The organism is Leptothoe sp. PORK10 BA2 (assembly GCF_034932105.1).
Taxonomy (GTDB): Bacteria; Cyanobacteriota; Cyanobacteriia; order Phormidesmidales; family Phormidesmidaceae; genus Leptothoe.
On record NZ_JAYGIG010000001.1, the window covers coordinates 171,416 to 190,041 of the forward strand.

At 52.4% G+C, this 18,626-nt stretch carries 19 protein-coding genes; 8 read left to right on the forward strand and 11 right to left on the reverse strand.

Translation table 11 applies throughout. The features are described from left to right. Positions 1–22: 22 nt before the first annotated feature. Positions 23–643 (forward strand): hypothetical protein, encoded by a 621-nt coding sequence (locus VB741_RS00775; protein WP_323363223.1) that lies wholly within the window; start codon positions 23–25, stop codon positions 641–643. Here VB741_RS00775 and VB741_RS00780 read toward each other — a convergent pair. From VB741_RS00780 to leuB, 6 genes are all read right to left on the reverse strand, one after another. Then, positions 618–1,748, reverse strand: coding sequence for an extracellular solute-binding protein (locus VB741_RS00780; protein ID WP_323363224.1), 1,131 nt, complete (start codon positions 1,746–1,748; stop codon positions 618–620). The two genes, VB741_RS00775 and VB741_RS00780, sit on opposite strands and share 26 nt — an antisense overlap. A 220-nt stretch (positions 1,749–1,968) precedes the next feature. Continuing rightward, on the reverse strand, positions 1,969–2,484 hold the full coding sequence (gene psbV / locus VB741_RS00785; RefSeq protein WP_323363225.1) for a photosystem II cytochrome c-550: 516 nt from the start codon (positions 2,482–2,484) through the stop codon (positions 1,969–1,971). 169 nt (positions 2,485–2,653) lie between these two features. Next, positions 2,654–3,592 carry an acetyl-CoA carboxylase, carboxyltransferase subunit beta gene (gene accD, locus VB741_RS00790; RefSeq protein ID WP_323363226.1) on the reverse strand — a complete coding sequence of 313 codons (939 nt, stop codon included), beginning with the start codon at positions 3,590–3,592 and terminating at the stop codon, positions 2,654–2,656. 91 nt (positions 3,593–3,683) lie between these two features. Then, positions 3,684–4,493: a prepilin peptidase gene (locus VB741_RS00795; protein WP_323363227.1), complete on the reverse strand. Its 810-nt coding sequence runs from the start codon at positions 4,491–4,493 to the stop codon at positions 3,684–3,686. A gap of 5 nt (positions 4,494–4,498) precedes the next feature. Beyond that, positions 4,499–4,816 (reverse strand): hypothetical protein, encoded by a 318-nt coding sequence (locus VB741_RS00800; RefSeq protein WP_323363228.1) that lies wholly within the window; start codon positions 4,814–4,816, stop codon positions 4,499–4,501. Between the two features lie 316 nt (positions 4,817–5,132). Beyond that, the gene (gene leuB / locus VB741_RS00805) at positions 5,133–6,212 is read right to left on the reverse strand and encodes a 3-isopropylmalate dehydrogenase (protein ID WP_323363229.1); all 1,080 of its coding nucleotides are present in this window, start codon (positions 6,210–6,212) and stop codon (positions 5,133–5,135) included. 76 nt (positions 6,213–6,288) lie between these two features. Between leuB and VB741_RS00810 the strand changes: the two genes are divergently transcribed. Both VB741_RS00810 and VB741_RS00815 read left to right on the forward strand, forming a co-directional pair. Continuing rightward, complete coding sequence (locus tag VB741_RS00810; protein WP_323363230.1) at positions 6,289–6,915, forward strand: YqiA/YcfP family alpha/beta fold hydrolase; 627 nt, start codon at positions 6,289–6,291, stop codon at positions 6,913–6,915. 42 nt (positions 6,916–6,957) lie between these two features. After that, entirely contained in the window at positions 6,958–8,061 is a 1,104-nt protein-coding gene (locus VB741_RS00815) for a histidinol-phosphate transaminase (protein ID WP_323363231.1), read from the forward strand. 41 nt (positions 8,062–8,102) lie between these two features. Here VB741_RS00815 and VB741_RS00820 read toward each other — a convergent pair whose 3' ends face one another. Both VB741_RS00820 and VB741_RS00825 read right to left on the reverse strand, forming a co-directional pair. Further along, the gene (locus VB741_RS00820; RefSeq protein ID WP_323363232.1) at positions 8,103–8,735 is read right to left on the reverse strand and encodes a hypothetical protein; all 633 of its coding nucleotides are present in this window, start codon (positions 8,733–8,735) and stop codon (positions 8,103–8,105) included. 290 nt (positions 8,736–9,025) lie between these two features. Next, positions 9,026–9,655 (reverse strand): GNAT family N-acetyltransferase, encoded by a 630-nt coding sequence (locus VB741_RS00825; protein ID WP_323363233.1) that lies wholly within the window; start codon positions 9,653–9,655, stop codon positions 9,026–9,028. Positions 9,656–9,848: 193 nt separating this feature from the next. On the opposite strand from VB741_RS00825, the gene VB741_RS00830 reads away from it, so the two are divergent. Further along, positions 9,849–13,277, forward strand: a complete 3,429-nt coding sequence (locus VB741_RS00830; RefSeq protein WP_323363234.1) for a response regulator — start codon at positions 9,849–9,851, stop codon at positions 13,275–13,277. Between the two features lie 4 nt (positions 13,278–13,281). On the opposite strand, the gene VB741_RS00835 is transcribed toward VB741_RS00830, so the two are convergent. Beyond that, positions 13,282–13,884, reverse strand: a complete 603-nt coding sequence (locus VB741_RS00835) for an RNA polymerase sigma factor (RefSeq protein ID WP_323363235.1) — start codon at positions 13,882–13,884, stop codon at positions 13,282–13,284. A gap of 219 nt (positions 13,885–14,103) precedes the next feature. Between VB741_RS00835 and VB741_RS00840 the strand changes: the two genes are divergently transcribed. Both VB741_RS00840 and VB741_RS00845 read left to right on the forward strand, forming a co-directional pair. Beyond that, complete coding sequence (locus VB741_RS00840; RefSeq protein WP_323363236.1) at positions 14,104–14,592, forward strand: peptidoglycan-binding domain-containing protein; 489 nt, start codon at positions 14,104–14,106, stop codon at positions 14,590–14,592. Between the two features lie 256 nt (positions 14,593–14,848). Then, the gene (locus VB741_RS00845; protein ID WP_323363237.1) at positions 14,849–15,238 is read left to right on the forward strand and encodes a pentapeptide repeat-containing protein; all 390 of its coding nucleotides are present in this window, start codon (positions 14,849–14,851) and stop codon (positions 15,236–15,238) included. A gap of 42 nt (positions 15,239–15,280) precedes the next feature. Here the strand turns inward: VB741_RS00845 and VB741_RS00850 are convergent, their stop codons facing one another. Beyond that, positions 15,281–16,045: a nuclear transport factor 2 family protein gene (locus VB741_RS00850; protein ID WP_323363238.1), complete on the reverse strand. Its 765-nt coding sequence runs from the start codon at positions 16,043–16,045 to the stop codon at positions 15,281–15,283. Between the two features lie 260 nt (positions 16,046–16,305). Between VB741_RS00850 and murG the strand changes: the two genes are divergently transcribed. Continuing rightward, positions 16,306–17,412, forward strand: coding sequence for an undecaprenyldiphospho-muramoylpentapeptide beta-N-acetylglucosaminyltransferase (gene murG / locus VB741_RS00855; protein WP_323363239.1), 1,107 nt, complete (start codon positions 16,306–16,308; stop codon positions 17,410–17,412). Positions 17,413–17,434: 22 nt separating this feature from the next. On the opposite strand, the gene VB741_RS00860 is transcribed toward murG, so the two are convergent. Then, positions 17,435–17,929, reverse strand: coding sequence for a plastocyanin/azurin family copper-binding protein (locus tag VB741_RS00860; RefSeq protein WP_442786262.1), 495 nt, complete (start codon positions 17,927–17,929; stop codon positions 17,435–17,437). A gap of 235 nt (positions 17,930–18,164) precedes the next feature. Here VB741_RS00860 and VB741_RS00865 point away from each other — a divergent pair, with 235 nt between their 5' ends. After that, positions 18,165–18,356, forward strand: coding sequence for a hypothetical protein (locus VB741_RS00865; protein WP_323363241.1), 192 nt, complete (start codon positions 18,165–18,167; stop codon positions 18,354–18,356). Positions 18,357–18,626: the final 270 nt, after the last annotated feature.

Genomic DNA, 18,626 nt, shown 5'->3' on the forward strand with positions numbered 1-18,626 from the left:
ATCGGTTCAGGGTTAAGCAACGATGAATAAGCAACCATCAATCAACCGCCATCAATCAACCGGGATGAAATTTGCTGGATGGTCATTAGTTCCAGCTCTATCCATAGCCTTAGGGTGGACCCATCCTGGTGTTGCCCAATCATTACTAATAGAACAGGCAACTAGGGTCGGCCAGATCAATGATCAACGGCCCATCACGGATGGACCCGCCATCGCCACCGATGCTACACCTTCCCCAGAACGGTTCACCTTGCCGAGTCTATGGTGGCAGCAACAGCAGCAAGGGGAGGCGATCAACAGCCGGTTAATTGATAGTTGGCGAGCCTATGATGATCCGGCTCACCCTAGACATGTAGATGTGATTGTTAATGGTCAAATCTGGCCCCTGTTAAGCTATTTGGAACAGTATGCGTTTATCACTCAGTTTGGTGAGAGCGCTAAATCCTATGGCTATCAGCTGCGGATCTTTACCGGGGAGCGTTTAGTTGGCCTCCATGTCTGTGACTTTGTAGACGACATCAATGGCAATAGACAGTCAGAGCATGGCCCAGAGGGAACGAGCCCCGAAACATTAGCACCTGAATGTTTGGTAAATCTAGATTACTTCGGTCAGGGGGCTATTCGCGGAGGACGTCAACGTTAAATAGCTCAGATAGCAGGGTTTGACCACGATCTGATAAGGGTAGGAGCACTTCACTGTGTTCTGGCAGGAGCAGGGTTTGTTGGGGTAGCTGCTCTGGCACCTTGGCCCCAGGCAGAAAAAATAATGGCGATAAGCCATAGGTTGAGACGGAGATTTGCGTCGCCATCGGAGCCTGCCAACAAAACTCTATCCACGCTTGGGTGGCTTCGGTGAAGTCTGCATTGGCTGGCGCAACCCAGAGATCGGTGGTTAACACCGTGCCTTCTTGGGGGTGGACCGCCCCCAGTTTGCGGTAGCGAACGAGGGTGGCTAAAATATCACCGCTCCATCCCACCGCTAACCAAACGTCTTCATTGACCAAAGCTTTGAGATGGTCCTCGGAATCAAACACCCGCACTTGGCGATATAGGGCCATCAGCTGTTCTTGGACATCGTCTTGGGCCAAGGCGGCTTCATCATTGACCGAATATCCTAGAGCTTTGAGGACGATGGCAGCCACTAACCGAGGTTGGTTGGGCATGGCGATGCGTCCAGCCAGCTCTGGACGCCATAGATCGGCCCATTTAGTGATTTCCTCAGGGTTAGCTTTGAACATGGACTTCTGATAGGCAATCATCAGTCCCTGAACCCGATAGGGAACGGCCCATAGCTCACCGATCACGCTAGATTGTCCGGCGAGATCGCGCCGGAGCAAACGTTGCCAAGATTCGGGCAGCCTCTCCACAAAGGGCAGCGCCGGTAGGGGTTGAATTAACTTTTGCTGAATGGCGTAGTCTAACCAAGGATCGCTGAGGGTGACGAGGTGAGTATCGACTGTTTGGGCATCGGCTGCTTCGGCATCGTTAGCAGTCATGGGAATCAGCCGACGCCAAAGGGGCTTTTCAGCGGGTAGGGCAGACTGCCACCGTTGCAACTGCTGATAGATATCGACCAAGGTTGAGGCGGCTTCGAACTGGGCTGGAATTTCTCGGTTAAAGGCTTTTAAAACTTGGGACGGTACCGAACGAGCCAGCAGTTTTACCTTTAAGGGAAAAGATGGGCTGGGACGACAACTTGCGATCGCACCCCCCAACAACCCCCATAATACTGTGCGCCGTTTTACCATAGTGCTCCATTCCACCGTCTATCTAAACTAGCGCAATCGGTGAGGACAATCCTATTCCAAAGATTTATCCCAACAGTCATTTAAACGCCGAGGGCTGAGTTTTCGCCCATACGCAATGCCTATCCTTCACAAAAAAAGGGAAGGTCCAATCAACCTCCCCCTTTTTCGGTTATCTATGGCTCGACGGCCTGAGTAAACGTAAGCAGGACATCAAAAACAACTAGTCAAAAACAGCGGGGGCAGAGAAACGAGTCTTACCAGCTCCCCACATAGAACCCATCACCTTAGGCTGCAGCAAAATGTAACCAGAGATGGCAGTTAAATCATCTTCAGTTAAGCTGCGCATTTTAGGGAAAATATCAGTACTTTTAGTACTGGGATGTAGCTCAGAAATCTCAGTCAACCCATCATAGGTTGTTGGGTTATTCAGATAATCAATCAGAGCTTCGACATTATTACGATTGGGGTAAGCTCCTTCCAGCGCCTCGGGTTCTAGGCCAACGTTGGGGTTGGTCTTAGTAATACCCTGTACATGACAGGTAGCGCAGGCATAGTTAAATTGTTTCCGCCCCTGAGAAACCTGCTCTAAGGACAACACTACTGTGTCACCCTGTTCATTCAGGGGAATGGTACGGATTGTTTCATCTAGCTCAGCCGCCATCGCGCTGCTACCTACAAAAAGGTTGCCTACCAGAAATACGGCCGCGACCACCAGCCAAATGCACTTTTTAAACATGATTCTCCTCGAAATGGATCGCCATTAAATACCCAACACAGCGCGATGCATTAAACCCGAAAATCAGGTGATGCTCGCAAATTGCAGCTATCTGAGCATTCAGTTAGCCAATAGTTATTAACTATCATGCCACCGATAGGACCAATTCCCAAAACAGTTACAAGATTGACTAAATCACGGGCTTAATCGGCACCGGCTGACCATTGGCAGCCCTTTCAAAGGATACATGGCTCAGACTGGACGAAAGATCCGGCAGCTGATGCAGGCGAATCAGCTGGGCCAGCATTGCTTTGAGCTGGGTGCGGGGCACAATTTTGTCAACAAAACCATGATTTAGCAAATATTCTGCGGTTTGAAAGTCATCGGGTAGCTTTTCCCGCAGGGTTTGTTCCACTACTCGACGCCCTGCAAAGCCAATGTTGGCCTTGGGTTCTGCCAAAATAATATCGCCTAACATGGCAAAACTCGCGGTTACACCTCCCGTGGTTGGATGGGTCAAAACCGGTATGTAGAGCAAACGATGATCGCGATGCTGTTCTAGAGCAGCGGAAATTTTAGCCATTTGCATCAGACTCAACATGCCTTCCTGCATGCGAGCCCCGCCAGATGCGCAAATAATCACCACGGCCAAACGAGACGCCGTCCCATGTTCAATCAAACGAGTGAGCTTTTCGCCCACCACCGACCCCATACTGCCGCCCATGAAGCGAAAATCCATCACCCCGAGGGCCACACTTTCACCGTTGATCTGACCAATGCCAGTTTGCACGCCATCATTCAGCTTGGTTTTATGTTGCATATCCCGCAGCCGATCACTATAGGCTTTGCGATCGCGAAATCGTAACGGATCCTTAGGGGTAATGGTCTGATCCAGAGGCTGCCAAGTATCTGCGTCGATCAATTGCTCTATCCGCTGATCGCTAAAGACACGATAGTGGTGCCCGCACTCTGGGCAAACCATCTGGTTGGCCTTCAGATCCTTGGTATAGGTTAAAACCCCGCACTCGTCGCACTTTGTCCAGAGACCATCCGCAATTTCTCGCTCCTGATGATCGGGGCTAATGGGGTTTTCTTTTTTACGATTTGCAAACCAATCAAAGAGGGACATAGACCCTGTTCTCGATACGTAGTGTTTCTCAATCCTACCGGCTTGCCCATCCCCCTGGCGCAAATCCCATCGATTTTATCGCCGCCATAAATTACCCATTGCCTCCAAAGAAGAGGTTCAAATAGCCTTGTACCAAGGCATTGCCAAAAAATAAGCTAATTCCTGCCCCGAAGGCTAAAAATGGCCCAAAGGGAATATGCTGTCGACGTTCTAGACAACCGAGGGACATTCCCAGAACACCCACTAAGGCCCCTAGTAAAGACGCTAGCAAAATCGTCAGCAACAACCCCTGCCACCCTAACCAGGCCCCTACCATGGCGGCCAGTTTACCATCCCCCCCGCCCATGGCAGGCTGGCCCATGGCCACCGCCCCTAGTAAACCAATGGCATCGAACAACCACAGACCCAAAATACTGGCAGCCATACTAGCCACCAAGGCTGAAATCACCGTTTGATGAGCCGCTGCAGCTAAGCACCCTTGGGCCAACCAACCGAAACACACACCCGACGTCGTTAGCACATTGGGCAAGGTAAGGGTATCCAGATCAATTAAGGTGAGGGCCACCAGCCAACTCCCCAACCCCCAATAAAAAGGAGTCTCCAGACTCCAACCAAATCGCAAAAATAGGGCGACAAACAATAGCCCACTGAACAATTCCACCAAGGGATATCGAGGGGATATGGCCGCTCGACAATAGCGACAGCGGCCTCGCAACCAGACCCAACCGAAGACGGGTACATTGTCATAGGGCTTTAACCGCGTCAAGCAGCGGGGACAACGGGACGGTGGCGACAGTAATGAAATCCCTGCTGGTAAACGATAAACCACGACATTTAGAAAACTGCCAATGGAGGCCCCTAGCCCAAAGATCAGCCCCCAGGGCAGCCAATTCTCTAACATTCGCCCTAGTGTAGACCAGGCTCAAGCTGGGTTAACGGAATAAAGCTTTCGTGGGGGAGAAGCACGGGCTTAGGGCCAAAAATCAGTTTGCCTCGTCGGGTTGTGCGACCAATGGCCACCCCAATGGGCCGTTCCATGACCTCAGGGTGCACTTCATAATAGGTGCGATAAATGTGGCGAGCGGACCTAAGTAATGCGGGGTCTACCATGGACGATGGGGACCGTAAATTGAGCGGACTACGCTGAATACCGGTTGCCATCACGCTGGGATGTACCGCCGCCTCACTATGGTTAACGTACTCTGGCCGTTGTAAAGATGACACGACTGAATACTCCCTTTTGCTGGATAAATAGGTTGAACTGCATGGGTGACTGCAAAATCACCGTTCTTGTCGTGGACTAGGTTGTGGACTAGGTGGATCTGTGCTGAAGATACCCCATGGCCGCAGCTAATAACTGTAACTTGTTGTCAAAATCTTGAGGATTCTACCTGAGATGTCCTCAGATATCCCCAGATGCAATATCCCCAGATATAACCTTTAGGGTCCATCACCCAGCACTGCTCAGTACAATAATACTAGCTGCCATGGATGGATTATGCCAAGGATGCTCCCCCCGGCTAATGTACCGCAACCAAGCCTAATTTAAAGCTTGCAGCAGGGCTTGGCCCATGGCTTTGCACCCCACCGCCGTCATCCCTTCGGCCATAATGTCCCCGGTGCGGTAGCCCTGGTCTAGGACATGGTTCACAGCAGTTTCAATCATCGCCGCCCCTTGGGGCTGGTTCAACCCATAGCGCAGCATCATGGCGGCGCTGAGCACCTGGGCCAGGGGATTGGCTTTATCCTCGCCAGCAATATCTGGAGCAGACCCATGGACCGGCTCAAATACACCCGGACCAGTGGCCCCTAAACTGGCTGAGGGCAACATGCCAATACTCCCTGTGAGCATCGCCGCTGCATCGGACAAAATATCTCCGAATAGGTTACCCGTGACAATGGTGTCAAATTGTTTGGGCCAGCGCAGCAGCTGCATGGCCGCATTATCCACGTACATATGGCTCAGTTCCACATCACTGTAATCGCTGGCCAGGGCGGTAATGCGATCGCGCCATAGTTGCGAAACCTCCAACACATTGGCTTTATCTACCGAGCACAGACGGCCCTGGCGCTTTTGGGCCGCCTCAAAGGCCACCCGACCAATGCGATCAATTTCAGACCCGGTATAGACCATGGTGTTAAATCCCCGCTGATCGCCATCGGCGTCAAACACTCCCCGGGGTTGACCAAAGTAGATGCCTCCGGTCAGTTCCCTTACCACCATAATGTCCACCCCTTCAACCACATCGCGCTTGAGGGAGGAAGCATCGATCAACTGGGGCAGAATGGTGGCCGGTCGCAGATTGGCAAACAGACCTAGACCAGCCCGCAGCCCCAACAAACCGGTTTCCGGGCGTTGGGCTCGGGGGAGTGAGTCCCACTTGTAGCCGCCGATGGCCGCTAACAGTACTGCATCACTCTGCCGACAGATTTCTAGGGTTTCCTGGGGCAGCGGATTGCCGGTGGCATCAATGGCACAACCACCCATGGGTGCTTCAGTAAATACAAACTGTAGATCTAGCTTGGCACCGACCGCGTTGAGGACATCAACGGCAACCGCTATGATTTCAGGACCAATGCCATCGCCGGGGAGGAGGGTAATACGGAACTGCTGGGTCATGGAGGCTTATTTCAAGAGCTGAGGTGATCGAAACATCATATTGTATGCATGGTGCAGCATTGGAAACGAGGGAGCCATGGGTGACTACATTTATCTTCATGGGTTCGCGTCTGGACCACAGTCTTATAAGGGCCAGTGGTTGCGATCGCACTTCCAGCTCCAGGGGCTTGACCTGCAGCTGATGGATTTAAACCAAGGGGACTTTGCCCACCTCACCCTGACCCGCCAGATCAACCAAGTGATGAGCCAACTCCAGGGGCCCACCACGTTGATCGGCTCTAGCCTAGGCGGCCTGACAGCAGCTTGGGTTGCCCAGCAGTCCACCCACATCCAGCAGTTGATCTTACTCGCCCCGGCGTTTCAGTTTTTGAAGCAGTGGTTGCCGCGTCTCGGCCCAGGACAACTCCAACAGTGGGAAACCAGCGGCTGGTTATCGGTCTACCACTATGGTTGGCAACGCCAAGAGCGCCTACACCACCAATTTCTCACCGACGCTCAAGGCTATGACGACACCCAGCTCAATCGGCCGGTACCCACCCTCATCCTCCATGGTCAGCGCGACGAGGTCATTCCCCTCCAAGCTAGCCAACGCCATGCAGCCCATCGTCCTTGGATCACACTGCAGACCCTAGACACGGATCATGGCATGGCCGATGGCATGGAGGAAATCGGGCCATCAATCACGGATTTTTGTCAGCGGTAAAAATGGCACAATAAAGACCCCCTAACGCCTATTGTTTTGCCCATGCTGCCCTTCCTGCGTGCTGATCTTGCTAATCTCAACGCCTATCAGCCCCATCCACCCATTCCAGAGCCCTACGATCAGCTCGATACCAATGAAAGCCCTATTGACTTACCAGCTGAGATCAAAGCTGCCCTAGCCCAGCATTATCAACAAACCATCGCCGCTAATCGCTATCCAGATGGGGGACATCGGAATCTAAAACAGGCCATCGCTGGCTATGTATCAGAATCAGGGGCTGGCGCGACGGCAGACCATATATCCGTGGGCAACGGTTCCGATGAGCTCATTCGGTCGTTACTAATTGCCACGGCCATTAACAATGGCGCAATTTTGGTGGCGAGCCCTACCTTTTCCATGTACGGCATTTTGGCTCAAACCCTAGGCATTCCGGTCATAGACGTGGGTCGCACGGATGACTTCCGAGTCAATTTAGACATGGCCCAAACGGCCATCCAGGAAAATGCCATCCGGGTTGTCTTTATGGTGCATCCCAACTCCCCCACGGCCAATGCCCTGAGCCAGGCTGAAATTGACTGGCTCCGACAGCTACCTCAGGATGTGCTGGTGGTGATCGATGAAGCCTACTTTGAATTTAGCCAGCAAACCCTAGTGGCCGATAGCCTCAATCGTAGTAACTGGGTGGTACTGAGGACATTTTCTAAAGCGTTTCGCCTCGCGGCCCATCGGGTGGGCTATGCAGTGGCCCAGCCAGAGCTGATTGAAGCCCTGGAAAAAGTTCGGTTGCCCTACAATTTACCCAGCTTTTCCCAGGCAGCGGCCCTCACCGCCCTCAGCTATCGCCCAGCCCTATTGGCTGCGTTGGAAATCACGATGGCAGAACGGCAAACCATGACCCATTGGCTACGATCACAACCCGCTCTGAGCCCATGGCCTAGCGCAGCTAATTTTATCTACTGCCGCCTAAGTCATAAGGGGTTGGCCCAATTTGGACTAGAGCAGGCGGAGGGCTTACATCACATCTTTACCACCCTACGCCAGCAAGGTACTTTGATTCGATTGACGGGGGGTGGCCTCCGCATCAGCCTAGGCACACCGGAGGAAAATCAACGCACCAGAACAAATTTAGAAAATATTCTCGGCTGAGGTGACGGTGAAGGGCCGTTCTAATCTATCGAGCCCCAATTCTAACTATCTAACCCCAAACGGACCCGCCGCACGGTCTGGGGTAAAACACCGACCATGAGAGCAAATGCCTCATTGGGCACGTTGTCAATGGTGCTTTTATCAAAATAAGTTTTGAACTGATCGAGGATCATTTGGGCCCGATCGGCGGAGCGAGGCTGATCGGTAAAGTTTTGGGTGAGGCGAATCCACTGCAAGCGAATTTTGAGGGCCTTTTGATGATCTGCGTGATCATCGGGCTCAATCAAAGACAGATTGCCCAGGGGAATAATTTTGTGGCAGCCCTGATCAAAATCACCACCCACAGCCGCACCGGGCCCGGCAAATTCTGCATAGAACTCGCGAAAAATAATCAGGCCGTTACGACGACGACTGTTAACGACCAGTAAATCGCCACGGTTTATTTTCTTAAGCAAGCTATCCACAGCTAAGGTTTCATTGACAGGCACATTGGAACTAGAACCGGAAGACTGCTTGGTGCGTTCAGCCCACCACTTCACCGTACTATCTTCTAGATGCATAGCATCACCGGGGGATAGCTTTGGTTGCACTGTAAACATGTGGGGACGTTTCCGGCCCAAGGGACGAGCCGGAGATGAATAGAGTGGCAAGGGATTGGATTGAGCATCCATCATGTTAGAGAGTCTACCTAGGGCTAAGGTAATCCAGACTAATTACTCTTACTGTGAACGAACACTATAAATTAGTGCACCAAATCAGCTGAGTTTTATACAGTCTTTGATCGTTACCCGTCCCTCCTCATACACACTACATAAAAAATAATATTTATCAGGAGGATATGGATATTTTCACGGTATAAGGGGTGAGAAACATTGTATCGAAAGTGCAGTAGGACTATCGACACTACTTAGTTACTCCGCTTTTAATATTCTCTAGGAAATTACTAATCCAAGTAATTAAATATTTAGAAAAATAGCTCTTTCACCATCATTTGCCGTCGTCGCCACGGCGACTTGCCACAGACTTGATAGCCAGTTTTTTGGTATAGGGCAATGGCCCACAGATTATCAGTGGCAACATGGAGATACAACTGCCGATATCCCCAGGTTTTCGCGATGGACTCACAGGCAATGAGCATTTGCTGGGCTAACCCCCGGCGGCGGTGGTGATAGTCGACGGCGACATTGGCAATATAGGGTCGGCGAGGCTGTAGCGGCTGCCAAAATTGCGATCGCAATGAGATCTCCAACGTCCCGACAATTTCCGCCCTACTAGCTCCACCCGTCTCACCGAACCGGCCAGGACCACCCGTCGCCCTAGACTCAACAGCAACATTAGGAGTAGCCGCAGCGCCAGCAGCCTGATTGACCACCACCAGACACCCATACTGATGGGGTGAGGTGTTCAGACGGCGCTTAATATCTTCCTGAATACCGAGGCGCATGAGGGGATACAGCCAAGGATTAAAGCGCCGTTCGGGGTAAAAACTCGTCAGCAGCAGCTCACATAATTGGGCTAGATCTGCGGGATGGGCAGACCTGATTCGATAGTCTTTGGGCAACGTATTAGCCCGATCCCAGTTGAATCTGAACATGGTGAGCGGTTAAGCAGCGTGGGAACTCTGGATAGGGGCATTCAACCAGGAAATGTCCAGATCGGAAGCGATGGCATCTGACCTGATTCCGGCCATTAATTGCATCTAATGGCATCTGGGTCCAAGGGCGCACTACATATTTTCTACAATCAATTCTTCATTTCCGAGGTCGGTTAACGACACAACAGGGTGCATGGCTAGCCAAAAGCACAATCAACAAATATCTCCATCCAAACTCAAGATTTTAGTTGTCGACGACGAACCCCACAACTTAGATCTCCTCCAACGCACCTTTTATCGAGAATTTCAAGTATTACGGGCTGACAGTGGCCAGGCCGCCCTGACGAGTTTAGCCCAGCATCCCGATACAGCAGCGATTATTTCGGATCAGCGCATGCCCAGCATGAGCGGCACGGAGCTGCTGGTACAGGTGGCAAACCAATATCCCAACATCATTCGGATGATCTTGACCGGTTATACCGATGTGGCCGACCTGGTGGAAGCCATCAATGCAGGTAAGGTCTTTAAATACATTACTAAACCTTGGGAAGAAAAGGATCTGAGGGACATTGTCCACCAGGCCATAGACACCCACTTACTGCTCAAATCGCGCACCCAAGAACTGGATCAGCTTCTAGAGCAAGAAACCCTGCTCAACGAAATGACCCACACCATCCACAGTGCCGCAACATCTGAGGAGATGCTGGCCTTGATTGTCCGTACGCTGGGGACAGCATTTGAGGTTGATTATTGCGTCCTGCGGCCCCTCTACAATTTATCTAACTCTACCCAGCTCTGTTGGACCTACCAGACGGCCTCGGCTCCCCCCATGGAGGAGAGCACCTTGGCGGCAACAGCCATGGAAACAGACAGTATCCAGGTGATTCAAGCCTCGGATGGCCCTCACCCCGATGTCACCCACCAGGCCGCCTATGAAATCTTAGCGCCCCATTCCAGCCTGCTCATACCGCTCATCAGCAAGCGCGAACCCCTAGCCATCTTGGCCCTGCACCATTGTCAGCACCCCAAACCTTGGAGCCCCAGGGCGATCAAACAGCTCAAAACCTTAACGGATCAAGCGGCCCTGGCCCTGGCCCAAACATGGACCCATGAGCGGGTGCAGGCCTTAGCTCAGCGGGAGGTTTTGATTAACACCATTACCCAAGCCATCCACGGCAGCTTAGAACCCCAGCAGATTTTTTCGGCTATCACCCAAAAACTAGGCCAGGCCCTTGAGACCGACGGCTGTGCGATTTCCCTATGGACCCAGGCAGATGACTATGTCGACTGTGTGGGCCTGTACGACGCTCACCAAGCTCACATGCTGAACCGACCAAAATCCCAGGTCAAAATCCGGGACAATCCGTTGTTGCAAGAACTGTTGACGAGTAAGTCTCCGGTGGTGCTGGATGACATGTCCGCACCTACTGACAAGCCAACGCCACCGACAGGCTCACCGGAAGATCTACCGTTTCAGGTGAAAGCCGCCGCCCTGCTGCTAGTGCCCCTGATTACCGATGGGCAGATTATCGGTAGCATTAGCCTCCGGCAATCCCAGCCTCGACGCTGGCATATGGAAGAAATCAACTTGGCCCAAGCGGTGGCGAACCAGGCAGCCATTGCCGTACAGCAGGCGCGGCTTTACCAGACCACCCGGCAACAGGCGGAACAATTATTAGCCTTAGATAAACAAAAAACCACCTTCTTTCAGAATATTTCCCACGAGTTTCGCACCCCCCTCACCCTGACCATTGGTCCGTTAGAGTCGGCGGTGGAGCAGGGTACGGGACTCCCCCTGGAGCAGTCGGTGATTGCCCTGCGGAATTCACGGCGGTTACTACGCCTCGTCAACCAACTGCTCGATCTGCAGCGTTTGGATGCGGGGCAAATGCAGGCCACCTTCTACCCCTGTGACTTTGCTCTGCTGGTGAGGACTGTGGCGGAATCCTTCCAGGCCTATTGCGATCGCAAACACATTCGCCTCACCACCCAAATTCAGCCCTGTCCATCGGTTTTCTTGGACCTCGAAAAATTTGACAAGGTGCTGTACAACATCCTGTCCAACGCAGTGAAATTCACCCCGGCAGAGGGCTCAATTCAAATCACCCTCAACACCTTTGAAAAAAACTGCTACCTAGAAATCGAAGATACCGGCATTGGCATTCGCAAGGAACAGCTACCCCATATTTTCGAACGCTTTCAACAGGCCGATGGCTCCGCCAGCCGCACCCATGAGGGTACCGGGCTAGGCCTGGCCCTGGTGAAAGAACTGGTGGAACTACATGGCGGAGATGTACGGGTATCGTCCGTCTATGGAGCCGGTACCCTATTCACGGTGGAACTGCCCATCGGAGCGGACCATCTGCCCGCCGACCGGGTGAGCCATACCGTTCGCACCCTAGAGCAACAGAGGGCAGCGGTGGAACTGGCCGATCTGCATCACGAAGTGGCCCCCCATGAAACAGAAGATCGCCCCATAGCCCCCACCTCAGCCATGGCCCCCATCGACGCCCCCATGTGCCCGTTGCCCAACACCCCCATTGATCCCACAGGGGCCAATATCCTCGTCGTTGACGATAATCCAGATTTACGCAGTTATGTCGCCAGTATCCTGCAACGCCAGGGCCATCGAATTAGCACCGCCCACAACGGCGCTGCGGGGTTAGAAGTGGCAAGACAGATCCAACCCCAGCTGATTATTACGGACCTGATGATGCCCCAGGTATCGGGTCTAGAACTGATCCAGCAAGTACGCCTCGAGCCACAGCTCCAGGGCATCCCGATTATTTTGCTCACGGCCAATGTGGATGATGACATCCGCCTAGAAGGCACGGAAAAAGGGGCCGATGCCTATATCTCCAAGCCATTTAAAGATCGAGAACTGTTGGCGGAGGTGCGGAATTTATTGGCCCTCAAGGCCAATGAACGCAAGGTGATGGAACTCAACGAGTATCTGACAAACTCCGTTCTGAAAAGATTTTTACCGGCTGCCCTAGTGAAAAAAGCCGCCCAGGGGACTCTGCAGCTCCAACTCACCCCAGAGCCCCGATTGGTGACCGTTCTATTTAGCGACATTGTGGGGTTTACCCAGCTGTCCAATACGCTGCGATCTCGCCGAGTGGCCCAGCTGCTGAACGAATATTTTGAAGTCATGACCCAGGCCATTTTTGACCAGGGAGGTACCGTGGATAAATTTATGGGGGATGCGGTGCTGGCCCTATTTGGCGCACCGGAGTCCCTCAGTCCCCAGGAGCAAGTGCGCCGTGCGATCGCAGCCGCTCGGCACATGTACAAAGCCCTAGAAAACCTCAACCAGCGGTGGCAGGGAGTCCCCGACGTCCAATTCCGCTGTGGCATTCACCAAGGCACAGCGGTGGTCGGCCTGTTTGGCAGCTCCAAGCGCGCTGACTATACCGCCATTGGCCCCAGCGTCAACATCGCCGCCCGCCTACAGGAAGCCGCCGATGGCAAAAGTATTTTGGTCTCTGCTGCCGTTGCCGACTACCTCAACACCGAGGACATTATTCAATCCAGTGCCCTACAGCTGAAAGGCATTGACGAAAAAGTCCTCACATTTACCGTCAAAACCACCCTGCCTGAAGAACATTCGAGCAACGTTTGAGGTCTTACCCCGTCGGCAAGCCATAGCTGTGCATGATGTGGCGCATGCGCTTTTTTGCCCGAGACACTCGCTGACGCAAGGTGGCCTGGGTGGGAATGTCGATTTCCCCCAGCTCCCCTAAACGCTGGGTGATTTGCTCCCACGAAAGTCGCTCAATGGTTCGCCACACCAGCAGCTGCGCCGTATGGTCATCCTCACGAGATAGGGTCCTCAGGGCTTTATAAAGCAAATCAATTTCGTGGCTCAGATCGATGGCTTCCAGCCCATATTCAGGCTCGGCACTGATGCCATACTCAATGTCTTCATAGCTCTGGGGGGCTTGGTGCTGGGCCTGACGACTTTTTTCACGCACAATATTAAACGCAGTGCGCTTCAGCCAGGCATGAGGGTTGTAGATCATTTCACCCGTGCGTTGTTTTGCCTTGCCTCTGAGGTAAGCCTCAAACAAAATTTCATAGGGCTCAAACTGATGCATCAGTCGAAACTGGTAGAGATGGCGACGGACCGTAGCTAAGGTGGAATAGGCATAGGAATTGCCACCACCTAAAATTTCTGAAAGGGCAAGATCCAAAACATCCAATAAAGGCAAGTCAGGTTGGTCAGCCATACCAATGCGCCATTTGATTCTATTTACAGTGACGTTCAGCTTGAACCTGTGACATTCCGCATGCTGGCTATGATTATTCAAATCTATGTAGATTTGCGTACGCCGTACCGCCATTCGTCACAACCGGGTTAGGCCAAGAGCGCAGTCATCAGAAATTGAGCGTCACAGCGGCGTAGCCCCAGTCACTAACTCCTTAGCGCACACCACCGGAGAGGCTTCATGTTTAGCAGCCCTAGCTATCTAAATATCAGTGATTACGCCCAGCAACATCGGGAGTTGATTCAAGCTTATTGCCAGTTATCAGTACAGCCTAACCTCAGCGATAGGGATACCGCCCGTCTGGATGCGATTTTGGCCACCGCTGAAACCGACCCGCTGATTAGTTTTTTAATTGATGAAGCCGATCACATGTTGGCCCATTTATATAACTTTATTGATGATGCCGATATCACCGAGCAACAGGAAAAATTACAGACCTGTCTCAGTGATGAATGGCTCAACCAAGCATTTCAGGACCTCGCCTACCGTCTGCAATCCTCCCAATGCAAAAGTCTGCAGCAGTACCTCAAGACCCAGGGGTTTTACCAGGGGGCCATTGACGGTGTGCTAGGGCAGGTCACTAAAGTTGCTATGCAGAAATGTTGCGACCAGCAGGGTGAATTGCCACAGCCATTCCCCATAAATACCCCTGATGCAGTGAGCTGCTAAAAATCTCCATAGTCCTATCAGATAAAGGATTTAGACCACTTACTCTCCCCCTAGCAACGGACCCAGTCGATGTATTGACCACTACCGCCGTTGTCACATCTCTACGGATGTCATCACTAGTAAGTAAGTGACGTTGCTGATCTGCCAGATCATTCGATCTACAAAATTCTGACCTGGTGATCTTTGGATCGAGCGGTTCATCCCTAAATCAGCACCGGCAAGCGGTAAGCCGACTAGCAATCCCTTAAAGAGGACTATGGAATCAAAACTTCAACGGTTAATCGAACGTTACCAACAGGGTGAACGTATGTTTCACGGTTTGGACTTAAGTAACTGCGACTTGAGTCACTTGCAGCTACCTGGCATCGACCTCAGCTACAGCGTCTTGAGTCAGGCTTGCTTAGTGGGGATAGATTTGGAATGGGCTATTTTGCGTAATGTCAATCTCACCAGCGCGAACTTAACCCAAGCCCACCTGCACCGGGCCAATTTACGGCGGGCCAATTTGACCAGGGCCATCTTAAAGCAAGCCGACTTACGCGCCGCAGACTTGAGCGGTGCCACTATCATCAATACAATTTTTGCGGGCAGTAATCTTTGGGGAACAGTGGCCCCTAATGGACTGAGCCCGCTCCACGTAGGCTAGGACATCAGCTCTATCAGCCAGCGAAGCCGCCCGCCAGGGCAACTACTCGATCCGCAGCCGACGGGTAATCACCACCAAGCCATCATCCCGAATCAGCAACCCCGAGACCCAGAGATGATCGTCACTGGTGGGGGCATCCCCTAGCTTAAATAAGCCACCGGCGGACAAGAGTTCCAGGTCGATGGGGCGGGGGACAAAGAAATCTTCTGGGGTGGTGCCTTCGTCTATGGCCGCACCTAGCAAATAACGTTCACCCAAGGGCTCTTGCACAATGGCATCAAACCCATAGCTGTCACCGGGCACTACCCGCTCCGGCAGAATCACAACGACTTCTGGGGCCGAAGTATCCGAATTCAGCTGATTGCGCTCAGATAAAATTTCTTGAAACGTGATTTTGTCATTGGTGAACTGCTGACGGGAGCGAATCACTGACTCTAGGGTGAGACGCCGGGGAGTGGTTTGAACCCCATCAATGTAGGTCACCGTCTCCGCTACGTAGCCGCCGTCTACCTCTTCCCACGATTGCAGCTCTACTCGGTAGTTAAGGGTGTCGTAACGCTCCCATAGCTGGGGTAGGGTGGCTTCAAGGGTGGCATAGTTAAAGCCGTCTTCATTGGTGAAGTCCTCGGCATAAAACGCCATTACGGCTTCAATGTCTTGGGCGTTGGAGGCTGATTCGATCTGCTCTAGGGCATTGACTAGGGCCGTGGGTGCCGTTTCTGGAGACGCCGCTTGAACCGGCAGCGTAACTATACTCATCCCTAGCAGACCCAACGACAGTAGAGACCAGCGGCAAGGATGAATCATAGGTAAAGTCCTCGGTAATAATATTCCGTAACGATAGGTAATACGACGAGCAATTAGGGATGGAAAACTATCTGGGGGGGCAATGGTCTGATCAATCAATACAATGGCTCAGAACAATGTCTCAGAAAGTGCTGCCCCATAGGAACCAATTCAGCAGATAATAACCAATGGCTAAGTTACCCTCATACATAACATTAGGCACAATTCTCACTCTACAAACCAGCTCGCTAATCTAAATTTACGGCAGCGATGGTTCCTAGATGGTCTGGGCCTTTCACATTATGGACGACAGACAAGAAAATGGTGAAGTCAATAGGATCTTGATTGCCGCCAGTGGTACCGGTGGACATCTTTTTCCTGCGATCGCAACCGCCGAAAAACTAGACAGCACCATCGAATGGCTAGGGGTACCCGATCGGCTAGAGACCGAGCTGGTACCCAAACACTACCCCCTCCATACAGTCCGCATGGGAGGCGTTCAGGGGAAACTGGGCCTGGGCAGCTTAAAAGTTCTGGCTCAATTTGTGCAAGCCACCCTAGCCACCCGTCGCCTGCTGAAACAGGGCCAGTTTCAGGGGGTTTTTACCACCGGGGGCTACATTGCCGCGCCGGCCATTATTGCCGCCCGTAGCTTGGGGCTACCCACGGTGCTGCACGAATCCAACGCCATGCCCGGCAAGGTCACCCGCTGGCTGAGCCGCTGGTGTTCCGTGGTGGCCATTGGCTTTAAAGAAACCCGGCAGTATCTGCCCCAGCAAACAAAAACCGTGTGGTTGGGAACGCCAGTGAGATCGCAGTTCCTGGCCGACAGCAACGCCAGCCTAACGGACCTAGCCATCCCTGACGAGGCTCCCTTGATTGTGGTGGTGGGGGGCAGTCAGGGGGCTGTGTCCGTCAATCAGTTAGTGCGGGCCGCTGCCCCCGCGTGGTTTAACGCCGGAGCCTGGGTGGTCCATCAAACCGGGACCTATGATCCAGACACCGAAAGTCTGAACCATCCCCAATACATTCACCGACCTTTCTTTAATAATGTGGCCGCCCTGTTTAAACGGGCCACCCTGGTAATTAGCCGGGCCGGGGCTGGCACCCTCACGGAGTTAGCCATGACCCACACCCCATCGATTTTGATTCCCTACCCGTTTGCCGCAGACGACCATCAGTCCTACAACGCTAAGGCCTTTAGTCAGGTGGGGGCCAGCAAGGTTTACCCACAGGCAGAATTAACCGGCGACACCCTAGAGCAACGGGTTTTAACCCTCTTGGCCACACCGCAAGAGCTAGATGCCATGCGCATTGCGGCAGGCGCCCTAGCCGTCAATGACAGTGCGGAACAGCTGGCAGAGCTATTACAAAAAATGATGGGGTGACGGGCTGCTGCCGCGCCAGCCACTAAACACCAGCCAATATGGTCAACTGCCCCACCATGCCCGCCTCTGCATGACCAGGAATGGAACAATGTAGCTCATAAGTCCCCGGCTTCTGGGGAATAAATACCCAATCGGCGGCGGCACCGGGCTTGAGTTCCAGCTCATGGATAGCGCCCTTAACTTCCACCTGACCCGCCTCCAACTTTTGAGTCCAAATTACATCGGTGAAGTCTTTGGCTGTGAAGTAATGTTTGACGGGGCTGGGGTTATTCAACACAAGTTTGTAGCGTTTCCCGGCCTCAAAAGTTAGGGTCTTGGGTTCAAACACCAAACCACCGGCCTGATTACCTAAATGGATCTGTAGGGTATCTAGAGGCTGTTGACTGGGGGCGACAGCGGCCAAGGCCGCATCGGTGCTGCCCCAACCAGCGGCACACCCTAAAACCAGAAGACTGAGGGCCAAACCGACTAACCGCCTGACGACCAGCCGAACTGCCAGACGATTAATCCGGCCCATTGTTTGTCCCCAAGTTTTAAAAACTTTTACATCAGCGTCAAGGTTCACCATAGGACCACAGACTCCACCGTCTCGATCAACACCGTCATCTTAACTTTCTTGTGGCCTAGGTCAGTCAGCCTTTAACGTGCTAGGGTAGGGACACAAATTCAATAGCTGGGTAGCATGCTGTTAGTTGGAGCGCAAGGCGCATGCTACCTGGTTGGTTACCCATGCTTAACGTGAAAGGTAACCAATGGCTAGTAATAATTCCAGTTATAATGAGATTTTTGTTGCCTATCAGGATTATTGCGATCGCAACAGTCTGACAGTAGAAAAGCCCACCGAAGAGCACTCCACCATGATCCACGGTGTAATGTACCTACGGGAAACCCCTGTAAGCTATGTAGCCCGATACGATACCCGTCGGCAGAAGTTTCTCGCCTAACAGCCTAGTGACTCTGTAAAGTAGTCACTCTGTAAAATTCATCATCTCCCAAAGCCTCTATCGCCATCGTTAGGGGCTTTAACATGAGAGACTTTTTAGAGACTTGGCGTAACTACTCAGGCTTAAAAAATTAGAGAGTTTTCCCAGGTTACAGAGATTATCAGCTAGCGTAATCCAAATATAGGAATTGGTAACCTCCTTGAGCAAGCCCAAGGGTCGCATCAAACTCAGTGACGACGAGATCCGTGCCGTATACAGGCAGGGAGAAGA

Coding starts and splice junctions, on each gene's coding strand:
- VB741_RS00775 (WP_323363223.1), top strand. CDS start 23: ATGAATAAGCAACCATCAATCAACCGCCATCAATCAACCGGGATGAAA.
- VB741_RS00780 (WP_323363224.1), bottom strand. CDS start 1,748: ATGGTAAAACGGCGCACAGTATTATGGGGGTTGTTGGGGGGTGCGATC.
- psbV (WP_323363225.1), bottom strand. CDS start 2,484: ATGTTTAAAAAGTGCATTTGGCTGGTGGTCGCGGCCGTATTTCTGGTA.
- accD (WP_323363226.1), bottom strand. CDS start 3,592: ATGTCCCTCTTTGATTGGTTTGCAAATCGTAAAAAAGAAAACCCCATT.
- VB741_RS00795 (WP_323363227.1), bottom strand. CDS start 4,493: ATGTTAGAGAATTGGCTGCCCTGGGGGCTGATCTTTGGGCTAGGGGCC.
- leuB (WP_323363229.1), bottom strand. CDS start 6,212: ATGACCCAGCAGTTCCGTATTACCCTCCTCCCCGGCGATGGCATTGGT.
- VB741_RS00810 (WP_323363230.1), top strand. CDS start 6,289: ATGGGTGACTACATTTATCTTCATGGGTTCGCGTCTGGACCACAGTCT.
- VB741_RS00815 (WP_323363231.1), top strand. CDS start 6,958: ATGCTGCCCTTCCTGCGTGCTGATCTTGCTAATCTCAACGCCTATCAG.
- VB741_RS00820 (WP_323363232.1), bottom strand. CDS start 8,735: ATGATGGATGCTCAATCCAATCCCTTGCCACTCTATTCATCTCCGGCT.
- VB741_RS00825 (WP_323363233.1), bottom strand. CDS start 9,655: ATGTTCAGATTCAACTGGGATCGGGCTAATACGTTGCCCAAAGACTAT.
- VB741_RS00830 (WP_323363234.1), top strand. CDS start 9,849: ATGGCTAGCCAAAAGCACAATCAACAAATATCTCCATCCAAACTCAAG.
- VB741_RS00835 (WP_323363235.1), bottom strand. CDS start 13,884: ATGGCTGACCAACCTGACTTGCCTTTATTGGATGTTTTGGATCTTGCC.
- VB741_RS00840 (WP_323363236.1), top strand. CDS start 14,104: ATGTTTAGCAGCCCTAGCTATCTAAATATCAGTGATTACGCCCAGCAA.
- VB741_RS00845 (WP_323363237.1), top strand. CDS start 14,849: ATGGAATCAAAACTTCAACGGTTAATCGAACGTTACCAACAGGGTGAA.
- VB741_RS00850 (WP_323363238.1), bottom strand. CDS start 16,045: ATGATTCATCCTTGCCGCTGGTCTCTACTGTCGTTGGGTCTGCTAGGG.
- murG (WP_323363239.1), top strand. CDS start 16,306: ATGGTCTGGGCCTTTCACATTATGGACGACAGACAAGAAAATGGTGAA.
- VB741_RS00860 (WP_442786262.1), bottom strand. CDS start 17,929: ATGGGCCGGATTAATCGTCTGGCAGTTCGGCTGGTCGTCAGGCGGTTA.
- VB741_RS00865 (WP_323363241.1), top strand. CDS start 18,165: ATGGCTAGTAATAATTCCAGTTATAATGAGATTTTTGTTGCCTATCAG.